At 64.3% G+C, this 19419-nt stretch carries 19 protein-coding genes; 15 read left to right on the top strand and 4 right to left on the bottom strand.

What is annotated here, in order from left to right; all coding sequences use genetic code 11:
- The first annotated feature begins 53 nt into the window (after positions 1 to 53).
- The 5 genes from J2T57_RS01990 (at position 54) to J2T57_RS01970 (ending at position 7159) form a co-directional block, all read left to right on the top strand.
- The gene (locus tag J2T57_RS01990) at positions 54 to 620 is read left to right on the top strand and encodes a DUF4390 domain-containing protein (protein ID WP_253473439.1); all 567 of its coding nucleotides are present in this window, start codon (positions 54 to 56) and stop codon (positions 618 to 620) included.
- Positions 602 to 2836 (top strand): sensor histidine kinase, encoded by a 2235-nt coding sequence (locus J2T57_RS01985; RefSeq protein WP_253473436.1) that lies wholly within the window; start codon positions 602 to 604, stop codon positions 2834 to 2836. Before J2T57_RS01990 ends, J2T57_RS01985 begins: the two co-directional genes overlap by 19 nt.
- 44 nt (positions 2837 to 2880) lie before the next feature.
- Positions 2881 to 4248: a sigma-54-dependent transcriptional regulator gene (locus J2T57_RS01980; RefSeq protein WP_253474202.1), complete on the top strand. Its 1368-nt coding sequence runs from the start codon at positions 2881 to 2883 to the stop codon at positions 4246 to 4248.
- 83 nt (positions 4249 to 4331) lie between these two features.
- Positions 4332 to 5708 (top strand): Trk system potassium transporter TrkA, encoded by a 1377-nt coding sequence (gene trkA, locus J2T57_RS01975; protein ID WP_253473433.1) that lies wholly within the window; start codon positions 4332 to 4334, stop codon positions 5706 to 5708.
- Positions 5708 to 7159, top strand: coding sequence for a TrkH family potassium uptake protein (locus J2T57_RS01970; protein WP_253473430.1), 1452 nt, complete (start codon positions 5708 to 5710; stop codon positions 7157 to 7159). Before trkA ends, J2T57_RS01970 begins: the two co-directional genes overlap by 1 nt.
- A 22-nt stretch (positions 7160 to 7181) precedes the next feature.
- Here the strand turns inward: J2T57_RS01970 and J2T57_RS01965 are convergent, their stop codons facing one another.
- Positions 7182 to 8075, bottom strand: coding sequence for a lysophospholipid acyltransferase family protein (locus J2T57_RS01965; RefSeq protein ID WP_253473427.1), 894 nt, complete (start codon positions 8073 to 8075; stop codon positions 7182 to 7184).
- Positions 8076 to 8221: 146 nt separating this feature from the next.
- Here J2T57_RS01965 and J2T57_RS01960 point away from each other — a divergent pair, with 146 nt between their 5' ends.
- The 10 genes from J2T57_RS01960 to tatC all read left to right on the top strand — a co-directional run bounded on the left by J2T57_RS01960 (position 8222) and on the right by tatC (position 14716).
- A complete protein-coding gene (locus J2T57_RS01960; protein WP_253473424.1) occupies positions 8222 to 8986 on the top strand; it encodes a hypothetical protein in 765 nt (254 codons plus the stop codon).
- A gap of 424 nt (positions 8987 to 9410) precedes the next feature.
- A complete protein-coding gene (dtd, locus tag J2T57_RS01955) occupies positions 9411 to 9863 on the top strand; it encodes a D-aminoacyl-tRNA deacylase (protein WP_253473421.1) in 453 nt (150 codons plus the stop codon).
- Between the two features lie 83 nt (positions 9864 to 9946).
- Complete coding sequence (gene hisB / locus J2T57_RS01950; RefSeq protein WP_253473417.1) at positions 9947 to 10540, top strand: imidazoleglycerol-phosphate dehydratase HisB; 594 nt, start codon at positions 9947 to 9949, stop codon at positions 10538 to 10540.
- A 34-nt stretch (positions 10541 to 10574) separates the two neighbouring features.
- A complete protein-coding gene (gene hisH, locus J2T57_RS01945; RefSeq protein WP_253473414.1) occupies positions 10575 to 11222 on the top strand; it encodes an imidazole glycerol phosphate synthase subunit HisH in 648 nt (215 codons plus the stop codon).
- A gap of 17 nt (positions 11223 to 11239) precedes the next feature.
- Entirely contained in the window at positions 11240 to 11980 is a 741-nt protein-coding gene (hisA, locus tag J2T57_RS01940; RefSeq protein ID WP_253473411.1) for a 1-(5-phosphoribosyl)-5-[(5-phosphoribosylamino)methylideneamino]imidazole-4-carboxamide isomerase, read from the top strand.
- A 41-nt stretch (positions 11981 to 12021) separates the two neighbouring features.
- Complete coding sequence (hisF, locus tag J2T57_RS01935) at positions 12022 to 12825, top strand: imidazole glycerol phosphate synthase subunit HisF (protein ID WP_253473408.1); 804 nt, start codon at positions 12022 to 12024, stop codon at positions 12823 to 12825.
- 47 nt (positions 12826 to 12872) lie between these two features.
- Positions 12873 to 13217, top strand: a complete 345-nt coding sequence (locus J2T57_RS01930; protein ID WP_253473405.1) for a phosphoribosyl-ATP diphosphatase — start codon at positions 12873 to 12875, stop codon at positions 13215 to 13217.
- 32 nt (positions 13218 to 13249) lie between these two features.
- The gene (gene tatA, locus J2T57_RS01925; RefSeq protein WP_253473402.1) at positions 13250 to 13513 is read left to right on the top strand and encodes a twin-arginine translocase TatA/TatE family subunit; all 264 of its coding nucleotides are present in this window, start codon (positions 13250 to 13252) and stop codon (positions 13511 to 13513) included.
- A 22-nt stretch (positions 13514 to 13535) separates the two neighbouring features.
- Positions 13536 to 13964 (top strand): Sec-independent protein translocase protein TatB, encoded by a 429-nt coding sequence (gene tatB, locus J2T57_RS01920; RefSeq protein WP_253473399.1) that lies wholly within the window; start codon positions 13536 to 13538, stop codon positions 13962 to 13964.
- The gene (gene tatC, locus J2T57_RS01915; RefSeq protein ID WP_253473395.1) at positions 13961 to 14716 is read left to right on the top strand and encodes a twin-arginine translocase subunit TatC; all 756 of its coding nucleotides are present in this window, start codon (positions 13961 to 13963) and stop codon (positions 14714 to 14716) included. Before tatB ends, tatC begins: the two co-directional genes overlap by 4 nt.
- Positions 14717 to 14938: 222 nt before the next feature.
- On the opposite strand, the gene fdhF is transcribed toward tatC, so the two are convergent.
- From fdhF to J2T57_RS01900, 3 genes are read right to left on the bottom strand one after another with little or no spacing between them, the layout of a single operon-like run.
- Positions 14939 to 17122 carry a formate dehydrogenase subunit alpha gene (gene fdhF, locus J2T57_RS01910; protein WP_253473392.1) on the bottom strand — a complete coding sequence of 728 codons (2184 nt, stop codon included), beginning with the start codon at positions 17120 to 17122 and terminating at the stop codon, positions 14939 to 14941.
- Positions 17119 to 17790, bottom strand: a complete 672-nt coding sequence (locus tag J2T57_RS01905) for a 2Fe-2S iron-sulfur cluster-binding protein (RefSeq protein WP_253473389.1) — start codon at positions 17788 to 17790, stop codon at positions 17119 to 17121. The genes fdhF and J2T57_RS01905 overlap by 4 nt, the downstream gene beginning before the upstream one ends.
- Positions 17790 to 19391, bottom strand: coding sequence for an NADH-ubiquinone oxidoreductase-F iron-sulfur binding region domain-containing protein (locus tag J2T57_RS01900; RefSeq protein ID WP_253473386.1), 1602 nt, complete (start codon positions 19389 to 19391; stop codon positions 17790 to 17792). The genes J2T57_RS01905 and J2T57_RS01900 overlap by 1 nt, the downstream gene beginning before the upstream one ends.
- Between the last annotated feature and the right edge of the window lie 28 nt (positions 19392 to 19419).

Raw genomic sequence — 19419 nt, 5'->3', positions numbered from 1 at the left:
CATTCCACGGCAGGCACACAGGTGAGACGGTTTTGAGGGCTCTGGCAGTTAACATGGGGCGAATGCCGCTTCTCATGCTGGTGTTTTTGGCACTGCTCCTCCTGCCCCCGGCAGCCGCCGCGGAGGACGGGCAAATTCGCTTGGTGAACGGCGAGCTGCGCACTGCCGGAACCTTCCTCAGCCTCGACAGCCGCTTCGATATCATGCTCAGCGCGGCCGCCGAGGACGCGCTCACCAGCGGTGTACCCCTGACCCTCGAAGTCACCGCCCGGGTCTATCGTCCACGCTGGTGGTGGTGGTGGGACGCCGAGCTGGTTGAGCGCACCGTGCGTGTCACCGTGCTCTACCACGCACTCAGTCGGCGCTATGTCGTCCATAATGATCTCGATAACGAGCGCCGGACATTCTTCCGTCGCGACATGGCCATGGCTGCCTGGGGAACGGTGGTCGGTATGCGGCTGCTGCAACTGCACAGGCTGGACGGTGAAGGAGACTACCGGGTTGAGGCGCGAGCGCGCCTGGATCTCGACGCCCTCCCTCATCCACTGCGCACCGTGGCTTATGTCTCGCCCGAGTGGCGACTGGTGAGTGACTGGTATACATGGCCGGTGGAACAGTAAAGCGTGTCTCCCGCGAAGGCGCCCTTCGGGTGGTGCTCTGCGCCCTGTTGTTGGTCGCACTTTATCTGCTGAGTGTCGCCACCCAGAATTCCGAAGTCTTCGGCCAGTTGCATCCGTGGTTGCTGTTCCTCAATACCGTCTGCCTGATCGGGCTCGGTGTTCTCATCATCTGGAATCTCGCCCGCCTGATCAATCAGCGTCGGCTGGGCCAGCCCGGCAGTCGCCTCACGGTGCGGCTGGTCACCATGTTCGTTGTTCTGGCGGTGGTGCCGGTCAGCGTGGTGTACCTGTTTTCCGTGCAGTTCCTGAATCGCGGCATCGAGACCTGGTTCGACTCCCGCATGGAGCAGCAGGCCATGGAGGATGCGCTGAGCCTGTCCCAGGCATCCTTCGACATGCGGATGCGCGAGTTACTTCGACGCATGGAGACTTCGTCGCTGCAGTTCCGCGACGTGAGCGAGCCCCTTGCGCCCATCACCCTGAGTCAGGAGCGAGAGCGTGTCGGGGCTTCGGAATTGACCCTCATGACCACCAGCGGACGTATCATCGCCACCAGTGCCCGGGAGCCGGCGGCGGTGCTGCCCCGGCGACCGGAGGAGGACATCCTCCTTCAGCTTCGTCAGGGCCGTGCTTATGTGGGCCTTGATCCCATCGGTGATTCCGGGCTGCACATCCGGATCATCGTGCCGGCGCCGGATGCTGACGGCACCCCGGATCAACGGGTGTTGCAAGGGCTGTTCTCGGTGTCGCCGCGGGTCGATGCCCTCGCCGAGAGCGTGCAGACCCACTATGCCCGCTATCAGGAGGTAGGCTACCTGCGTCGCCCCCTGCAGGACAGCTTCGTCCTTACCCTGTCACTCGTATTGCTGATCAGCCTGCTGTTCGCCGTCTGGTCGGCGTTCTACGCTGCCCGCCGTCTGGCGGCACCGATCCGTTATCTCGCCGAAGGTACCGAGGCTGTGGCCGCTGGCGAATACGGCAAGCAGCTGCCGCCTGCCGGTCGCGACGAACTCGGCTTTCTGGTGCGGTCCTTCAACGACATGAGTCGGCGCGTGGCTCACGCCCGGGATCAGGCGAAGACCAGTCAGGCCCAGGTGGAGGCACAACGGGCCTATCTGGAAGCGCTGCTCGGTCGGTTGTCTTCCGCGGTGCTTGCCACCGACCGCGACGGTGCGCTGCGCACCCACAACCTGGCCGCTGACCAGATCCTTGGCCTCAACCTGCGCTCCCACCAGGGGAAGACGCTGGAGCAGCTCGCCCTGGAAACACCGGCGCTGGAGCCCCTTGCCAACGTGGTGCGGCGCCACGTCAACGCCAACCGATCCGAATGGCGGGAGCAGATCGTGTTGCCACGCCCCAACGGCCGACAGGTGCTGATGTGCAGCGGCGCGACCCTCACCGGTGGCGGGGGCATGGGTGGTCAGGTGATCGTGCTTGACGACGTCACCGCCCTGATCCAGGCCCAGCGCGATGCCGCCTGGGCCGAGGTCGCACGACGACTGGCCCATGAAATCAAGAACCCGCTGACGCCGATCCAGCTGGCCGCCGAACGCATGCGCCGCAAGTGTCTCCCGGCCCTGGAGGGTCGCGAGTCCGAGGTACTGGATCGGGCAACCAACACCATCATCCACCAGGTGGACGCCATGAAGACCATGGTCAACGCATTCAGCGATTACGCGCATCCGCCGGAACTCAACCTGCAGGCTGTTGATCTCAATGATCTGGTGGTGGAAGTCCTCGAGCTCTATCGCACCAGTCCCGGCGGTGTCAGCATCCGCTTCAACCTGGACCCGTCCCTGCCCCGATTCACCGCCGATGCGGGGAGACTGCGCCAACTGCTGCATAATCTGGTCAAAAACGCCCTGGAGTCGACTCCCAAGGGCCGGCGCTGCCAGCTTCAGCTCAGTACCGAGTATCTGGGCAATGGTGAGTCACCGCAGGTTCAGCTCAGGGTGCGGGATCACGGCCCTGGTTTCAGCGAGGACGTCCTGGGCCATCTGTTCGAGCCGTATGTCACCACCAAGGCCAAGGGCACCGGGCTCGGTATGCCCATCGTGAAGAAGATCGTCGAGGAACATAACGGCACCATCAATGCCGAGAACCTGGAGGAGGGTGCGCAGGTGACAATCCGTCTGCCGCTCACCGAAACCACTTTGAGCGAGCTGTCGACCGTGCGTCGCGTTGCCGGCGGAGAGCGCGCAGGGGGTACCCGATGAATCAGGCCCAGCGACTTCCGGAGTCCACCAGAACACCGCCCGCCATGAGCCGCTCCAGTATCCTGGTGGTCGATGACGAGCCGGATATCCGGACCCTGGTGCAGGACATACTCGAGGATGAAGACTACGAGGTTCAGGTTGCGCAGGATGCCGCTCATGCCCGACAGGCGCTGCGCCAGCGCCGACCGGATCTCATACTGCTGGATATCTGGATGCCCGATACCGACGGTATCGCTCTACTCAAGGAGTGGTCCGCCTCGGGCAGCCTGCCTTGCCCGGTGGTGATGATGTCCGGCCACGGCACCGTGGAGACCGCGGTGGAGGCGACCCGGCTGGGCGCCTACGATTTCATCGAGAAGCCGTTGTCCCTGGCCAAGCTCTTGCTCGTGGTGGAGCGCGCCCTGGAGGCGGATCGGCTGCTGCGGGAGAATCGCGGCCTGCGGGAGCAGGCGGGTAGCCCGGCGGAGCCGCTGGGCAACAGTCGTATCATGCAGAGTCTGCGCGAGCAGATTCGCCGCATCGCCAGTCACGATACCTGGGTACTGATCAGTGGTGAGGCAGGCACCGGCAAGCGGACCGCGGCGCGCTATCTGCACCGCTGCAGCCAGCGCCGTAACGGGCCCCTGGTGGAGGTGGCCGCCGGCTCCATCGCCGGCGCCAGCTCCGCGCCCGAGTTGTTTGGCAGCGAGCAGGGTGGCCGGGTGCTTTACGGTCGGCTGGAGCAGGCCAACCATGGCGCGTTGCTCGTGGATGAGGTTGCCGATCTCGATCTGCCTGCCCAGGTCCGCCTGCTGAGCGCCATCAACAGCCGCAGTTTTCACCGTGTTGGTGGCGCCGAGCCGGTCAAGGTGGATGTGCGGGTGCTTGCCGCCACCCGGGTTGATCTGGAAGAAGAAGTACGCGCCGGGCGCTTTCGTGAAGACCTCTACTACCATCTCAACGTGGTGCCCCTGCGCATTCCGCCGCTGCGTGAGCACGCCGAGGATATCCCGCAGATGCTGGAGTTCTACCTCCAGCGCCTGCTCACCCGGGAGAGCCTGCCGGAGAGGCGCTTCTCCGATGCGGCGATTGCCCGCCTGCGACGCCACCACTGGCCCGGCAACATCCGGGAGCTCAAGAATCTGGTGCAGCGGCTCCTCATACTCGGGGAAGGGCCGGAAATCACGGTGGATGAAGTCGAAACGGCGCTGTCCGGCGCGCGCTCCCCGGATCAGCAACTGCGTGGCGGCGTGAGCCTGAGCCTGGACCGTCCGTTGCGCGAGGCCCGCGAATCTTTCGAGCGGCTGTACCTGAAGAAACAGCTCGCCGCGGCCGGCGGCAGTGTGGGGGAACTGGCCAAACTGGCGGGGATGGAGCGCACCCATCTGTATCGCAAGCTCAAGTCCCTGGGCATCGACCCCAACGATTACTGAGCCTCCGTGCTTCCATGTTGCGCCGGGCTGGCTTACCGTATGCGGCTTTCCCCGCCGCCGGCGGGTGCGGCTAGGCTGAGTGCATGAAGATCATCATACTCGGTGCGGGACAGGTGGGCAGCTCGCTGGCGCAGAATCTCGCCAGCGAAGCCAACGATGTCACGCTGGTTGATATCAACTCACGCCTGCTGCAGGACATCCAGGACCGTCTGGACCTGCGCACCATTCGCGGTAATGCCACACACCCCGATGTGCTGCGCCAGGCTGCCGCCGAAGACGCAGACATGATCATCGCGGTCACCAGTAGTGACGAGGCGAACATGGTGGCCTGCCAGATCGCCTACACCCTGTTCCACACACCCACCAAGATCGCCCGGGTTCGGGCCCAGGAATATCTGTCCTATCCGCAGCTTTTCTCGCCGGATGCCATACCGGTGGATGTGCTGATCAGCCCGGAGCAGTTGGTCACGCAGTACGTCAAGCGGCTCATCGAGCATCCGGGTGCCCTGCAGGTACTGGATTTCGCCGGTGGCAAGGTGCGCATGGTTGGGGTGCGGGCCTACTACGGTGGACCATTGGTGGGGCACGAGCTGCGTACCCTCGGGGAACACATGCCCGGCGATCACGCCCGCGTAGCGGCGATTTTCCGTCGCGGCAAGCCGATCATCCCCGAGGGTGACACCGTGATCGAGGCCGGCGACGAGGTGTTTTTCGTCGCCGCCCGCAAGAGTATTCGCGCCGCCATGAGCGAGTTGCGCCGTCTGGACAAGCCGGTGAAGCGCATCATCATCGCCGGCGGTGGCAACATCGGCAAACGGCTGGCCCAGGCGCTGGAAGAGCGCTACCAGATCAAGATCATAGAGCGATCCGACATCCGCACACGGCAGCTCTCCGAGGATCTGCAATCTTCCATCGTGTTGCTGGGCGACGCTGCCGATGAAGAGCTGCTACTTGAGGAAAACATCGAGAACACCGATGTGTTCTGCGCGCTGACCAACGACGACGAGGCCAATATTCTCTCCGGCATGCTGGCGAAGCGGCTCGGCGCACGCATGGTGATGTCGCTGATCAACCGGGCCGCGTACGTCGATCTGGTGCAGGGCAGCGAGGATATCGACATCGCCATTTCGCCGCAGCAGGCCACCATCGGCACACTGCTCGCCCACGTCCGCCGGGGCGATGTGGTCATGGTGCATTCGCTGCGTCGCGGCGCCGCCGAGGCCATCGAGGCGGTGGCCCACGGCAGCGCCACGAACTCAAAGGTGGTGGGACGGGCGATCGAGGATATCGACCTCCCCGCCGGCACCACCATCGGCTGTATCGTCCGCGGCGATCATGTGCTCATGGGGCACCACGATACGGTGATCGAGCCCGAGGACCACGTCATTCTCTTCCTCGTGGACAAGCGCCGCATCCGTGATGTGGAGCGGCTGTTCCAGGTAGGCGTCACCTTCATCTGATGCACTTCTCCACCGTCCAGCGCATTCTTGGTCTGCTGCTGATGCTGTTCAGCATCACCATGTTGCCGCCGCTGCTCATTTCCTTGCTGTTCCGGGATGCCGCGCTGCTGCCGTTCGCGGCATCTTTTTTCGCCATTCTGCTCGCCGGGCTGCTGCTCTGGTTACCGGTGCGCGGCGATCGTCACGAACTGCGCACCCGGGACGGGTTTCTCATCGTAGTTCTGTTCTGGACGGTGCTTGGCCTTGCCGGGGCGGTGCCCCTGGTGCTCTCGGAGCAGCCGCGCATCAGCTTTACCGATGCGGCTTTCGAGAGCCTGTCCGGACTGACCACCACCGGTGCAACGGTGCTGACCGGAATTGAGGCACTGCCGGAATCCATCCGCTTCTACCGTCAGCAACTGCAGTGGTTTGGCGGCATGGGTATCATCGTGCTGGCAGTGGCCATCCTGCCCATGCTCGGCGTTGGGGGCATGCAGCTCTACCGGGCCGAGATGCCCGGCCCGGTGAAGGATTCCAAGCTCACCCCGCGAATCGGTGAGACCGCCAAGGCGCTGTGGTACATCTACTTGAGTTTGACGGTGGCCTGTGCCCTTGCCTACTGGGTCGCCGGCATGAGTTGGTTCGATGCGGTGGGACACAGCTTCTCCACGGTGGCCATCGGTGGGTATTCCACGTACGACGCCAGCATTGGCCACTTCAATAGCCCATTGATAGAGATGATCTGCGTGGTGTTTCTGGTCATCTCCGGCATCAACTTCGCGATGCACTTTTTCGCCTGGCGTCGACGCTCCCTGAGTCATTACCTCAAGGATACCGAGGTACGCTGGTTCATCGGCATCCTGTTTATTGTGGGTTCCGTGGTGACAGCGACCCTCATAACCACCGGTCACCATGGAGGCTGGGGCGATACCCTGCACCACGCGATCTTCCAGACCGTGTCTATCGGCACCACTGCCGGGTTCACCACCACCGACTTCGATAGCTGGCCGCTTTACCTACCGCTGCTGCTGATCATGACGGCCTTCGTTGGCGGCTGTGCCGCCTCCACCGCTGGTGGCATCAAGGTGGTGCGCTTCGTGCTCCTGCTAAAGCAGGGCTACCGGGAAGTGATCCGGCTCATCCATCCCCAGGCGCAAGTGCTGGTGAAGCTCGGCCAGCGCGCGGTGGACGAGCGGGTAATCGACGCGGTGTGGGGTTTCTTTGCCGCCTACATTGCCTTGTTCGCGCTGATGGTGCTGCTGCTCATGGGGACCGGGCTGGATCAGGTGACGGCATTCTCCGCTGTGGCCGCCACCATCACCAACCTCGGCCCGGGTCTCGGCGTCGTGGCCGAAAACTATGGCGACATCAGCTCATTCGCCAAGTGGGTGTTGATGTTCGCCATGCTGCTCGGGCGGCTCGAAGTCTTCACCCTGCTGGTGTTGTTGACCCCCGCCTTCTGGCGGCGGTGATCGGCACCTTGTGCGGCCATCGCTAGCGCCGACGCTTGCGATAGGGGCTCTTTTGGCCCGCGGGTTGATGGCGAAAGCGGCGGTAGGTCCACTGGTACTGCGCCGGGGCGAGGCGCACGCAGGCCTCGATACACCGGTTTAGCGCCGTCGCCGCAACCACCGGATCCTCGTTCAGAATCGCCGGGTCGCCGGGCAGGACGTGGAGCCGAAAGCCACCACCACGGGGCAGGCGCTCGCAGCACAGGAAGGCCATGCCTGCCCCCGTCTTGCGTGCCATCTGGGCGAACAGGGTCATGGTCAGTGCCGGCCGACCGAAAAAAGGTGCGTGCACGCCGCCCTGGTCGGGAATCTGGTCGGGCAGTATACCCACCAGGCGTTGCTCCCGAAGGCAGCGCAGCAGGAACCGCAGGCCGCGGGCGTCAGCAGGCATGGAGCGGCCACCCCGGCGCTCCCGGACCTCCACCAGCACCGGCTCCATCCACGCTTCCCGGGGCGGTCGATACAGGTGATGCACCGGGTGCCGTGTATTGACGAAGGCATTGCAGAGTTCAAAGGCACCCAGATGCGGCACGCCCACGAGCAGTCCGCGATCCGCCGGCCAATGCTGTTCCAGCTCGGCTAGCGCCTCCGGGTTCACCACCAGCCGAGCCAGACGTCCCGGGTCGGCATGCCAGATGATGCCGGTTTCCAGCACCTGCTTGCCCAGCTCAGCGAGGCTGCTGCGGACAAGCTGGCTCCGCTCGGCTGCCGTCATTGCGGGGAAGCAGACGCGGATGTTGTCCTCGACCACGCGGCGGGTGCGTCTCGCGAACAGGTGGATGCAGGTGCCGAGTGCGGTGCCCAGCGCATGGGCAAGACGCAGCGGTAGCAGGCTCGACAGGCGTAGCCACCAGCGCAACAGGTGGGTCTTGAGCAAGCGTCCTCCCCCGTGTTTATTGCCGCCATGGCTGCCCGTAGGCCTGTGTTGCGGTGCGGCTGCTGCTAGACTCTCACTGAAACCCGGATTATACGGCCTGCGCTTTGGATCGCGACCGAAGCCGGCCCGAGCTTGGAGGATGCTGAATGGATTGGCAAAAGCAGGTGGAACAGATGGTTGGCGGCTGGACCGACATGCAGCGCAAGCTGTGGGACAGCTGGATGGACTCGGTGCGCCGCTTTGGTGGCCAGGCACCCCAGGGAAACGAGCAGTTGCGGGAGGAGTACGAACGGCAGCTGGCGGCCTGGGAAGCGTCTGTGCAACAGGCGCTCGACACCCAGAAGGAGTGGGCGGCTCGCTGGTCCAGGCAAATGGGCGATATTGACCAGGCCCCGGAGCCCGTCGCTCGCTGGATGGAGCAGATGCAGGGCATGATGCAGGGCTGGACCACCAGCCAGCATGAGCTCTGGGCTGCCTGGTTCGACAGCCTCAGGACCATGGATCCGGGTCAGGCGGCAACGCGCTGGGAAGAAGAGAGTCGGCAGGTTCTCGAGGCCTGGCAGCAGGCCGCTGACCGTGCCCAGGAGGCACTGGGCAATTGGGCGGAGATGGCGCGGGAAGCCGGCGTGGAGGTCTCCGCTGCTGCTGCCCCTGCTTCCGCCACTCAGCCACCGCCTGCAGCTCCGCCGTCTGCCGCGGCGCCGACCCCACCACCGGCTCCGGCGCCAACGCCAAAACCCGCCACCGCACGGAAGGCAACACCGAAAGCTGCAGCAAAGCCCGCCGCCAAGTCAGCTGCCAAGCCGGCGGCGAAGACCGCCACGAAGCCCGCGGCCAGGAAGGCGGCTGCGCCCAAGACGCGCAAGACTACGCCAAAAGCCGCTGCCAAGACCCCCAAGAAGGACGGTTGAAGCCAGGCATGGCGCGACGGTCTGCGTCGCGCCATGCGGTCAACGGGCAAGAGGCGCACAGAAAAAAACCGGCACATCCAATGTGCCGGTTTCCAGTTTCACATAGCTGAAGGTGATCTGCGCTGCCCGGTTCCGTGGGCTCAGTTTCTCCCTGACTCGCATCGCGCGTCCTGCGCTTCCCTGTGAGTCATCCCTGGTTTATGGTGCGCTCATCCGTGTTGTTTTTGTGGCTCCTAACCTTCCGTGGACTTGTTGCTTTCCTTGAACCTTAAGTTCCAGCAAAGAATGACAGATTTCATTCGTAAGGTAAGTCGGTAAAACTCGACAACCTTTGTAGGGGGTTTCCGATAGTCAGCTTCCGAAATGTCGCAATTGACTCCGTAGGCGCGACTCCACGAGTGGGGCACCAGCTCGCGGAGCCGGCATGATCGGGCTGTTGCAGCGCGTTACCCGGGGCAGCGTTCAGGTTGATGGTGAGACCATAGCCTCGATCGACGCGGGCCTGCTTGTTCTGATCGGTGTCCAGCGGAACGATTCCGAGGTCGAGGCGACACGGCTGGTTGAACGGTTACTGGGTTATCGGGTCTTTGCCGATAGTGAAGGACGCATGAATCGCGGTCTGCTTGATGTCGGTGGTGATCTGCTGCTGGTGCCGCAGTTCACCTTGCCTGCAGATACCCGCAAGGGCATGCGGCCAAGCTTTACGCCCGCGGCGTCGCCGCAACGCGGTGAGGCCCTGTTCGGACATTGTGTTGCCGTGGCGCGGCAGCATCCGCTCAAGGTGGAGACGGGGCGTTTCGGTGCCGACATGCAGGTCAGTCTGGTCAATGATGGGCCGGTGACTTTCTGGCTCGAGGTGCCGGCCAGGCAGCGGTGAGGCGCGCGTGCGCTGCGAGTCATATGGCCGTGTCGACAGTAGTGCTATCATGCGCGCGGTTTTTCAATCGAGAGCAGGCAGTCATGGCGGAGCGCAAGGCCGAGGTCGAACGCAATACATTGGAGACCCAGGTGCGGGTATCCATCAATCTGGACGGAACCGGCAATTCCGATATCCAGATCGGCGTGCCCTTTCTGGAGCACATGCTCGATCAGATCGCCCGGCACGGGTTGATCGATCTGACCATTCGCTCCACCGGCGACCTGCATATCGACGACCACCACACCGTTGAAGATGTGGGCATCACCCTGGGCCAGGCGCTCAGGCAGGCAGTGGGTGACAAACGCGGCATTCGTCGTTTCGGACACGCCTATTGCCCGCTGGATGAAGCCATGTCCCGGGTGGTGGTGGATTTCTCGGGCCGGCCGGGCCTCCACTTTCACGTGGACTACCCTCGGGCGCGGGTGGGCAATTTCGACGTGGATCTCTTCCAGGAGTTCTTCCAGGGCCTGGTCAACCACGCCTTCATTACCCTGCACGTGGACAATATCCGCGGCACCAATACCCATCACATCATCGAGACGGTGTTCAAGGCCACCGGCCGCGCCCTGCGTATGGCGGTTGAGCCTGATCCGCGCATGGCCGATGTGCTGCCCTCAACCAAGGGGGCGTTGTGAGCAACCGACTCCCATCGGGACGGGGCTGAGCACCATGGCGACGATCGCCGTCATTGACTATGGCATGGGCAATCTGCGTTCTGTCTCCAAGGCGCTGGAGCATGTCGATGATCGCAGCCGCGTGCTGGTGACCCACGACGCCGACCAGATTCTGCGGGCCGATCGGGTCGTCTTTCCCGGACAGGGGGCTATTGGCGACTGCATGAGCGAGTTGCACCGCCTGGAACTTGACCAGGCACTGCTGGAGGTGTCGCGGAGCAAACCGTTTCTGGGTATCTGCCTGGGCATGCAGGCCCTGCTGGAGCACAGCGACGAGAATGACGGCGTCGCCGGCCTGGGCCTGATTGCCGGTCAGGTCCGACACTTCCGGGACGGTTTCCGGGGTGCCGGCATCACTGCGCCGGGCAAGGTGCCACTGATGGGCTGGACACGGGTCGATCAGGTGATGCCCCACCCGCTCTGGCGCGGCATCGACAGTGGCGACTGGTTCTACTTCGTGCACAGCTACTACGTCGAGTTGCTTGACGGCGTCACCGCCGGTCGCAGTCGTTACGGATTCGACTTTACGTCGGTCGTTGCCCGCGAGAATATATTCGCCACGCAGTTCCACCCGGAGAAAAGCCAGCGCGCCGGGCTCGAACTGCTCGCCAACTTCACCCGCTGGGATGGCTCGATCCAGTAACCGACTTGCGAGGCCTTATGCTCCTGATTCCCGCCATCGACCTCAAGGACGGAAAATGCGTCCGCTTGCGCCAGGGCAACATGGATGACGAAACCGTGTTCTCCGACGACCCGGTCGCCATGGCACAGCGCTGGATCGATGCGGGTAGCCGGCGCATTCATATCGTTGACCTGGACGGCGCCGTGCAGGGGTTTCCGGTCAATGCCGACATCATCGGCCGGATTGCCGAGGCGTTCCCTGACCTGGAGATCCAGATCGGCGGTGGCATCCGCGACTTCGACACCATCCAGACCTATCTTGACGTAGGGGTCGACTACGTGATCATTGGTACCCAGGCGGTGCGTGCCCCCCACTTCGTGGATGACGCCTGCATGGAGTTCCCGGGCCATATCATCGTCGGCCTGGATGCCCGTGACGGCAAGGTCGCCGTCGAGGGCTGGTCGAAGCTGTCGCGGCACGACGCCGTGGATATGGCCAAGCGCTTCGAGGAGGCGGGTGTCGAAGCCCTCGTATTCACCGATATCGGCCGCGACGGCATGATGCGCGGCGTCAATGCCGGCGCAACCCGGGAGCTCGCCCGGCAGATCAACATACCCGTGATTGCCTCCGGCGGCGTCACCAACATGGATGATGTCCGTGCTCTGTGCGAAGCCGTGGAGGATGGGGTCTCCGGCGCCATCGTCGGTCGCGCCCTTTACGAAGGCAAGCTGGACCTGAGCGAGGCACAGAAACTTGCCAATGGCCTGACGTCCGCGTGAGTGGCGCCCGCCGTCCAGACACAGCTGAGCACGACTCTCCCATGACTGATAGCCCAGACACCGGCGGCCCCACCAAGCGCATTATTCCGTGTCTCGATGTGGACAAGGGGCGTGTCGTCAAGGGTGTGAAGTTCGTCGAAATCCGCGATGCCGGTGATCCGGTGGAGATTGCCCGGCGTTACGACGCGGCCGGTGCCGACGAGATCACGTTTCTCGATATCACGGCGAGTTCCGATGGCCGTGAGACCATGGTGCAGGTGGTGGAGTCGGTTGCCAGTCAGGTGTTCATGCCGCTGACCGTGGGTGGCGGCATTCGCACACCGGCGGACGTGCGTCGCATGCTCAATGCGGGCGCCGACAAGGTCGGTATCAACACCGCGGCCATCGATGATCCCGACTTCGTTCGCGAGGCGGCGCGGCGCTTTGGCTCCCAGTGCATCGTGGTCGCCATTGATGCCAAGCAGGTCGACGCCGTAGACGGCGAACCCCGGTGGGAAGTGTTCACCCATGGTGGTCGGCGCGCCACCGGCATTGATGCCGTGGAATGGGCCCGGCGCATGGCCGATTACGGCGCCGGTGAGATCCTGCTCACCAGCATGGATCGCGATGGCACCCGGGAAGGCTTCGACCTGCCGTTGACCCGTGCCGTGAGCGACGCCGTGGGCGTCCCCGTGATCGCCTCCGGCGGTGTGGGTGAGTTGCAGCATCTCGTCGATGGCGTTGTGGAAGGCCACGCAGACGCCGTGCTTGCCGCCAGCATTTTCCATTTTGGTGAGTACAGCGTGGCGGAGGCGAAGGATTTCATGGCGGCGAGAGGTGTATTCGTGAGACGATCAGCAGATTAGGGCCATGGCCATTGGACCGGACGCATCAGCCGGCGAGGTCGGCAGCCATGAGTGACATGAAACCCAGCCCGGATACGACAACCCTGTTAACGGCGCTGGCCGATGTTCTCGAGGAACGCCTTGGCGCTGACCCCGGCGCTTCCTACGTTGCCAAACTCCACCACAAGGGACTGGACGCCATCCTGAAGAAGGTTGGCGAGGAGGCGACGGAGACCGTCATGGCAGCCAAGGACGGTGATCCGCGTCAGATCGTTTATGAGACGGCGGATCTGTGGTTTCATACGCTCGTGTTGTTGGCCCACTGTGGTTTGAGGCCGGAAGACGTACTCGAAGAGCTGGGCCGCCGGTTCGGACTCTCCGGGATTGATGAAAAAGCTGCCCGCAAGGGCTGAGTGACGCAGCGCTACGCTGTGGGAGATCTGTGATGGGTATCGGTGGAATTAGCGTAGGTTCCTTGCTTCTCATTCTGATAATCGTGCTGCTGGTGTTTGGCACCAAGAAGCTGCGCAACGTGGGCGGCGATCTGGGTGGCGCCATCAAGGGCTTCCGGTCCGCCATGAAGGATGGCGAATCCAACGACAAGGACGACGACCAGGAACCGGCCCAGCTTCAGAGCCGCTCCCAGGAAGGGGAAGAGATCACGCGCAAGACGGACACCAGCGAGTCTCGTGACCGCTCCTCATCCTGAGTAGCGAGAGGCATGTGCATCCATGTTTGACGTGAGCTTCCAGGAGGTATTTCTCATCCTGCTGGTGGCGCTGATCGTCATCGGCCCCGAGCGGCTGCCCAAGCTGGCACGAACTCTCGGAACCTGGGTGGGCCGCGGCCGTGCGCTGTTCAACAGCATGCGCAACGAGGTCGAGCGGGAGCTGCAGTTGGAAGAGCTGCGCAAGGCCGAGAAGGACCTCAAGAAGGACCTGGACTTCCAGAAAGACCTTGGTGATCTGGATCTCAACAAGGATGTCATGGCCGACGACCAGCCTCGCAAGTCATCATCGGCTGCCAAGCCGGCGTCCACCAGTGGCGGCTCCATCGCCACCGGTGGACGGCCTGGCGAAGCCGCCGCCCCGGCAACACCATCCGCTGCAAGTGATACTGCTGACGAGACGCCCCGTACCGGGACGGACAAGAATCAATGAGTGAAGACAGGCCTGACCTGGATGAGGACAAGCCGTTCCTCTCCCACCTGATCGAGTTGCGTACGCGGCTGATGTGGTCGGTGGGGGTATTGCTCGTCGTCTTCCTGATGATTTTCCCGTTTTACGACACCTTGTTCTCGGTGTTCTCCGAACCGCTGCGCTCGGTGCTGCCGGAGGGCGAGCTGCAGGCCATCCAGGTGGCCGGGCCGTTCCTGATTCCGATGAAACTGTCGCTGGTGGCGGCGCTTTTCATTTCCATTCCGTATCTGCTTTATCAGCTCTGGGCGTTTGTCGCCCCGGGTCTTTACCGGCATGAACAGCAGTTGGTCTGGCCGTTGATGATTTCCAGCAGCCTGCTGTTCTATCTTGGCGCCGCGTTCGCCTATTTTCTCGTATTGCCGCTGGTCTACGCGTTCTTCGCTGGAGTCACGCCGCTGGGCGTGGTGTACCAGCCGGATATCGGTGAGTACCTCAACTTCGTCCTGAAGATGCTGATTGTCTTCGGCCTGGCCTTCGAGGTGCCCATCGCCACGGTGCTGCTGGTGCGCACGGGTGCTGCCACCCGGGAAGACCTTGCCGCGAAGCGGCCCTACGTTATCGTGGGCACCTTCGCCATTGCCATGCTGCTCACCCCGCCGGACATCATCTCCCAGGTGCTGTTGGCGATCCCCGTGTGGTTCCTGTTCGAACTGGGGCTGATCTTCTCCCGGTATTTCAAGAAGAAGGAAGTGCCCGAGGAAGCGAGCAGTTAGAGGGACTGAACCGCGGCACCGTCCGATCGCAGGGGCCGTCCGACGGCGTTTGGGCGGCTGCACGGATGGCGGCCGCAGACACGCCGTAATACGTCCATGTAGCCTCGACAACGGCATCCCTGCCGTTGACGGTCTGCGGCCGCCATCCGCACACCCGCCCAAACGCTTGCGCTTTGCCTGTTTGCCAGGCTTGGCGTCCCAGACGCTTCGGCACAGAACTGACTAAGCTGCCTCCCTCGCAGCCTCCACCCTCACCGCGCAGAACTTGAAGCCGGGAATTTTCCCCCAGGGATCCACCGCCGGGTTGGTGAGCAGGTTGGCGCAGGCTTCCCTGAAGTGCATGGGAATGAATACCGTCCCCGGCAGAACTGCCTCGCTGAGTTCGGCCATGAGCGTGATCGTCCCGCGCCGGGAGGTGACTCGAACCTGCTGGCCGTCCGAAATCCCCAGTTTGCGGGCGTCGGTCGGATTGAGTTCCACGCTGGCGTCGGGGGCCAGCGTATCCAGCGCCGCCGAGCGGCGGGTCATGGTGCCGGTGTGCCAGTGCTCAAGCACGCGACCGGTGCTGAGCACCAGCGGGAAATCGCCGTCCGGCTGCTCGTCGGCGGGTGTGAATCGGGTTGCCACCAGCATTGCCGGCCCCCGGGGGAAGGCGTCGCCAAAGACAATGGGCTCTCCGTCGGAGGTCTCGGGATTGCTGCATGGGTACCATCGGCCCCGTAACCCCAGGGCGGCATGGCTCAGGCTGGCATAGGACTCGGTGCAGGCGGCGAACTCGTCGAAGACGTCGGCAACAGAGTCGTAGGCCATGGGGTAGCCCATGCGTTGTGCGATCTCGCAGATCAGCTCCCAGTCCTGCCGGGCCTCGCCCGGCGGCTGCAGCACCGGGGCGCCGAGCTGTACCCGGCGATCCGTGTTGGTGTAGCTGCCAGCCTTTTCCATGAACGACGAGGCGGGCAGGATGACGTCGGCGAACTCTGCAGTCTCGGTCAGGAAGATGTCCTGCACGACCAGAAAGTCCAGGTTGGCCAGGCCCTCGCGCACCTTGTTCACATCCGGGTCGGAGATGAACGGGTTTTCTCCCAGGATGTACATGCCCCGGACATCACCGTCGCGGGCGGCGCTGATGATCTCCGTCACGGTGAGTCCGGGCCGGGGTGACAGGGGCACGCCCCAGTCCCGTTCGAAGCGCTCTTGCACCGCCGGATCGTCAACGCGCTGGTAGTCGGGGTAGACCATGGGGATCAGCCCGGCGTCGGAGGCACCCTGCACGTTGTTCTGCCCGCGCAGGGGATGCAGCCCGGTGCCCGGCCGCCCGACGTTGCCCGTGACCATGGCGAGGCTGATCAGGCAGCGGGCGTTGTCCGTGCCCCGGGTGTGCTGGCTGATGCCCATACCCCAGAAGAACATGGCTGCATTGGCTTCACCGAGCATGCGGGCCGCCTGCTCGATATCCGCCGCCGGCACCCCGCAGATTCTCTCCGCTGCCGCCGGCGTGACCTCCCGCACGGCTTCTGCTACCGCCTCGAAACCCTCGGTGCGCTCGCGGATGAACGCGTGGTCGAGCAGATCGTCCCGGATGATTACATGCAGCATGGCGTTGTACAGCGCCACATCCGTGCCCGGTCGGATCGGCAGGTACAGCGCCGCATAGTCGGCAATCTGCGGCCGGCGGCTGTTGATCACGATCAACCGGGTCCCGGCTGCGGCGGCATCCTTGATGAAGGTCGCCGCCACCGGGTGGTTTTCCGTGGGGTTGCAGCCGGTAAGTATGGCCACATCGGCGCGGGCCACATCGCGAACTACATTGGTGACGGCAGCGGACCCCATGCTCTCCAGCAAGGCAGCCACCGAGGAGGCGTGGCACAGGCGGGTGCAGTGATCCACGTTGTTGGTGCCGAGCACCGCACGAACCAGCTTCTGGAACAGGTAAGCCTCTTCATTCGACCCCTTGGCCGAGCCGAAGCCCGCCAGGGCGTCACTGCCATGACTTTCGCGGATACCCAGCAAGCGATCGGCGACGACCTGCAGGGCTTCGTCCCAGCTGGCCTCGCGGAAATGGGGCAGTACGGCGTCATGTTCCACCGGTCCGCCGGGTTTGCCCGGGCGCTGCTCCATGGGGCTGAGCTGGCCCTTGGGGTAAGCGTTCTGGAGACGGATCAGGGGTCTTGTCAGGCGTTGCGGGTGGCTCGCATAGTCGTGGCCGTAGCGACCCTTCACGCAGAGCCGCCCCGCGTTCGCCGCGCCGTCGCGACCGATCGCATGGACAATGCGGTTGTGGTCCACGTCCGCCACATAGGTCACCGCGCAGCCCACACCGCAATAGGGGCAGAGCGTATCCACTGCGCGGGTGGCGACGCGTTGCCGCGAGGTCTCGTCGGAGGCCTGGGCGTCCAGTTGCTTCATGACTGCTCCTCCGTCATCAGTTGCAGCCCGGCCAGCGCCCGGTTGGTCAGCGCGCCAGTCGGGCAGACCGCCGCGCATTCGCCGCAGGCAACGCAGGTGCTCTCGCCCATGGGCGTGTCCAGATCGAAGGCGATACGGGTGGTGTGGCCCTTGCCGGTGCGGGTGAGTACATCGTTGTGCTGCAGGGCGTTGCAGCCGCGAATACAGCGGTCACAGAGGATGCAGGCCTGGTGGTCCACCGCGATCACCGCCGAGCTGTGGTCCTCGCCACGGGGTTGTCCGATGGCGCCATCGGGATAGGGGATTGCCTCAATACCGTGGGCGCGGGCCAGCGCCAGTAGCTCGTCATCGCCGGTGGCCGCCTCGCGGCGGCTGTCCTCGGGGTAGTCCGCCAGCAGCAACTCGAGGAGCGTGCGGCGGTCGTCCACCACCTGCTCGGTGGACGTGTGAACCTCCATGTCGTCTTCGCAGGCCCGCACACAGGCGGCCACCAGGGTGCGGGCACCGATGTCCACGGCACAGAGGCGGCAGACCCCCACCGGTGCCATGCGTGGATCGTGGCAGAGGGCGGGAATCGTGATGCCGATGCTCGCCGCCGCGTCCCAGATGGTGGTACCGGCGGGGACGGTGAGGGTGTGCCCGTCTATCTGCAAGGTGACCGTATCCATCAGCCAGCCTCCCCGGTGGCCAGGGCCTGCCAGTGTTGTTGCGGGAAGTGCTGCATCAGCGCCACCAGCGGTGCCAGGGCCACCTGGCCCAGGCCACAAATCGAGGTGCGGGCAAGCGTTCCGTTCAGCTGCCGCAGCAGCTCCGGAAGCCCGTCAACCGGGTCGCCGGCGATGGCGGACTCCACCAGGGCGACGGCCTTTTGCGTGCCGACGCGGCAGGGCACGCATTTGCCGCAGGACTCGTTACGAAAGAATCGTGTCTGGGCCAGCACCAGGTCGAGCAGGTCGCGCCCCTCGGCGACGAAGGTTACAGCCCCCGAGCCCAGTGCGCTGCCCGCCTCCCGCAGGCTGTCCCAGTCCATGGGCGTGTCCAGCCGCCCCGCTGGCAGAGGGTTGGTGGATGCGCCTCCCGGGAAAAAGGCCAGTAGTGGCTTGCCGCCTTGAACGCCACCGGCGAGGGCCAGCAACTCTCTGGCGGTGGTCCCCATGGGGACGCAATAGACATCCGGGCGCTCCACGTCCCCGGACACGGCCAACAGCTTCAACCCGGCGGCCTGGCCGCGGCCCTGTTCCCGCCACCAATCGGCGCCGTGGTGCAGTATGCCGACGCAGGCGGCCAGTGTTTCCACGTTGTTAATCAGCGTCGGCTCACCGCCGAGCCCGCGGCTGACCGGGAAGGGGGGCTTGTTGCGGGGCTCGCCGCGACGGTCTTCCAGCGCCTCCAGCAGTGCGGTCTCCTCGCCCAGGATATAGCCGCCGGGGGACACGAAAACGCGGATGTCGAAACCGGTGGGATGGCCGGGGCCGAGCAGCCCGCGGTCGCGTGCTTCACGGAGTGCGGCCTCCAGTCGCTCGCGCTCGGGCTCGTATTCGTGCCTGAGATAGATGATGCCTTCCCGCGCCCCGGTGACCCACGCGGCGAGCAGCATGCCCTCGATCACCAGGTGCGGCAGTTCGGCGAGTATTACCCGATCCTTAAACGTGCCGGGCTCGCTTTCGTCAGCGTTGCAGATAACCGCCCTCACCGCCCGGTCCGCCGCGCGACAGGCCTCCCATTTGACGCCGGTGGGAAAGCCGGCCCCGCCCATGCCGCGGAGCCCGGCGCTTTTCAGGGTATTCAACAGTTCCTCGATGTCCCCTGATGCAGCCCAGCGCTGCAGGGTGGCGTAATGCTGGCTGGGCGTGGAATACGGGTCCAGTGGCCACTGTCTCGGTGCATGTTCGGGATTGGACGAGAGCTTGACGCGTTGCTCGGCATCCACGTCAATGCGCAGGGGTGTGTGCTGTCGCAGTGCCGCCGGTGCATGGTCGCAGCGCCCCAGACAAGAGGCCCCCTCGACGCTGAAGTCGCGAGTGATATCCGGGTCGCCATGTACCCGGGCGACGGGGTCCATGCCCAGGCGTTGCCGGCACACCATGTCCCGACAGACTGACAGCACCGGGCGCTCGACGGGGTGGCGACGAAACTGCGGATAGAAGCCGCGCAGGCCTTCCAGACGGTGAAGTGGTACGCGCGTCTGCTGTGCCAGGCTGCGTAGCGCCCCATCGTCGACGGCGCCGCTGGCGTCCTGTTGTTCCAGCATGCGGGTGAGCAACTCCATCCCTCTCCTCCCCGGTTTATCGTTGGGC

The sequence above is a fragment of the Natronocella acetinitrilica genome (assembly GCF_024170285.1).
Lineage (GTDB): Bacteria > Pseudomonadota > Gammaproteobacteria > Nitrococcales > Aquisalimonadaceae > Natronocella > Natronocella acetinitrilica.
The sequence above is the reverse complement of the archived record's forward strand: the minus strand, read 5'-3'. Positions and strand labels throughout refer to the sequence as shown.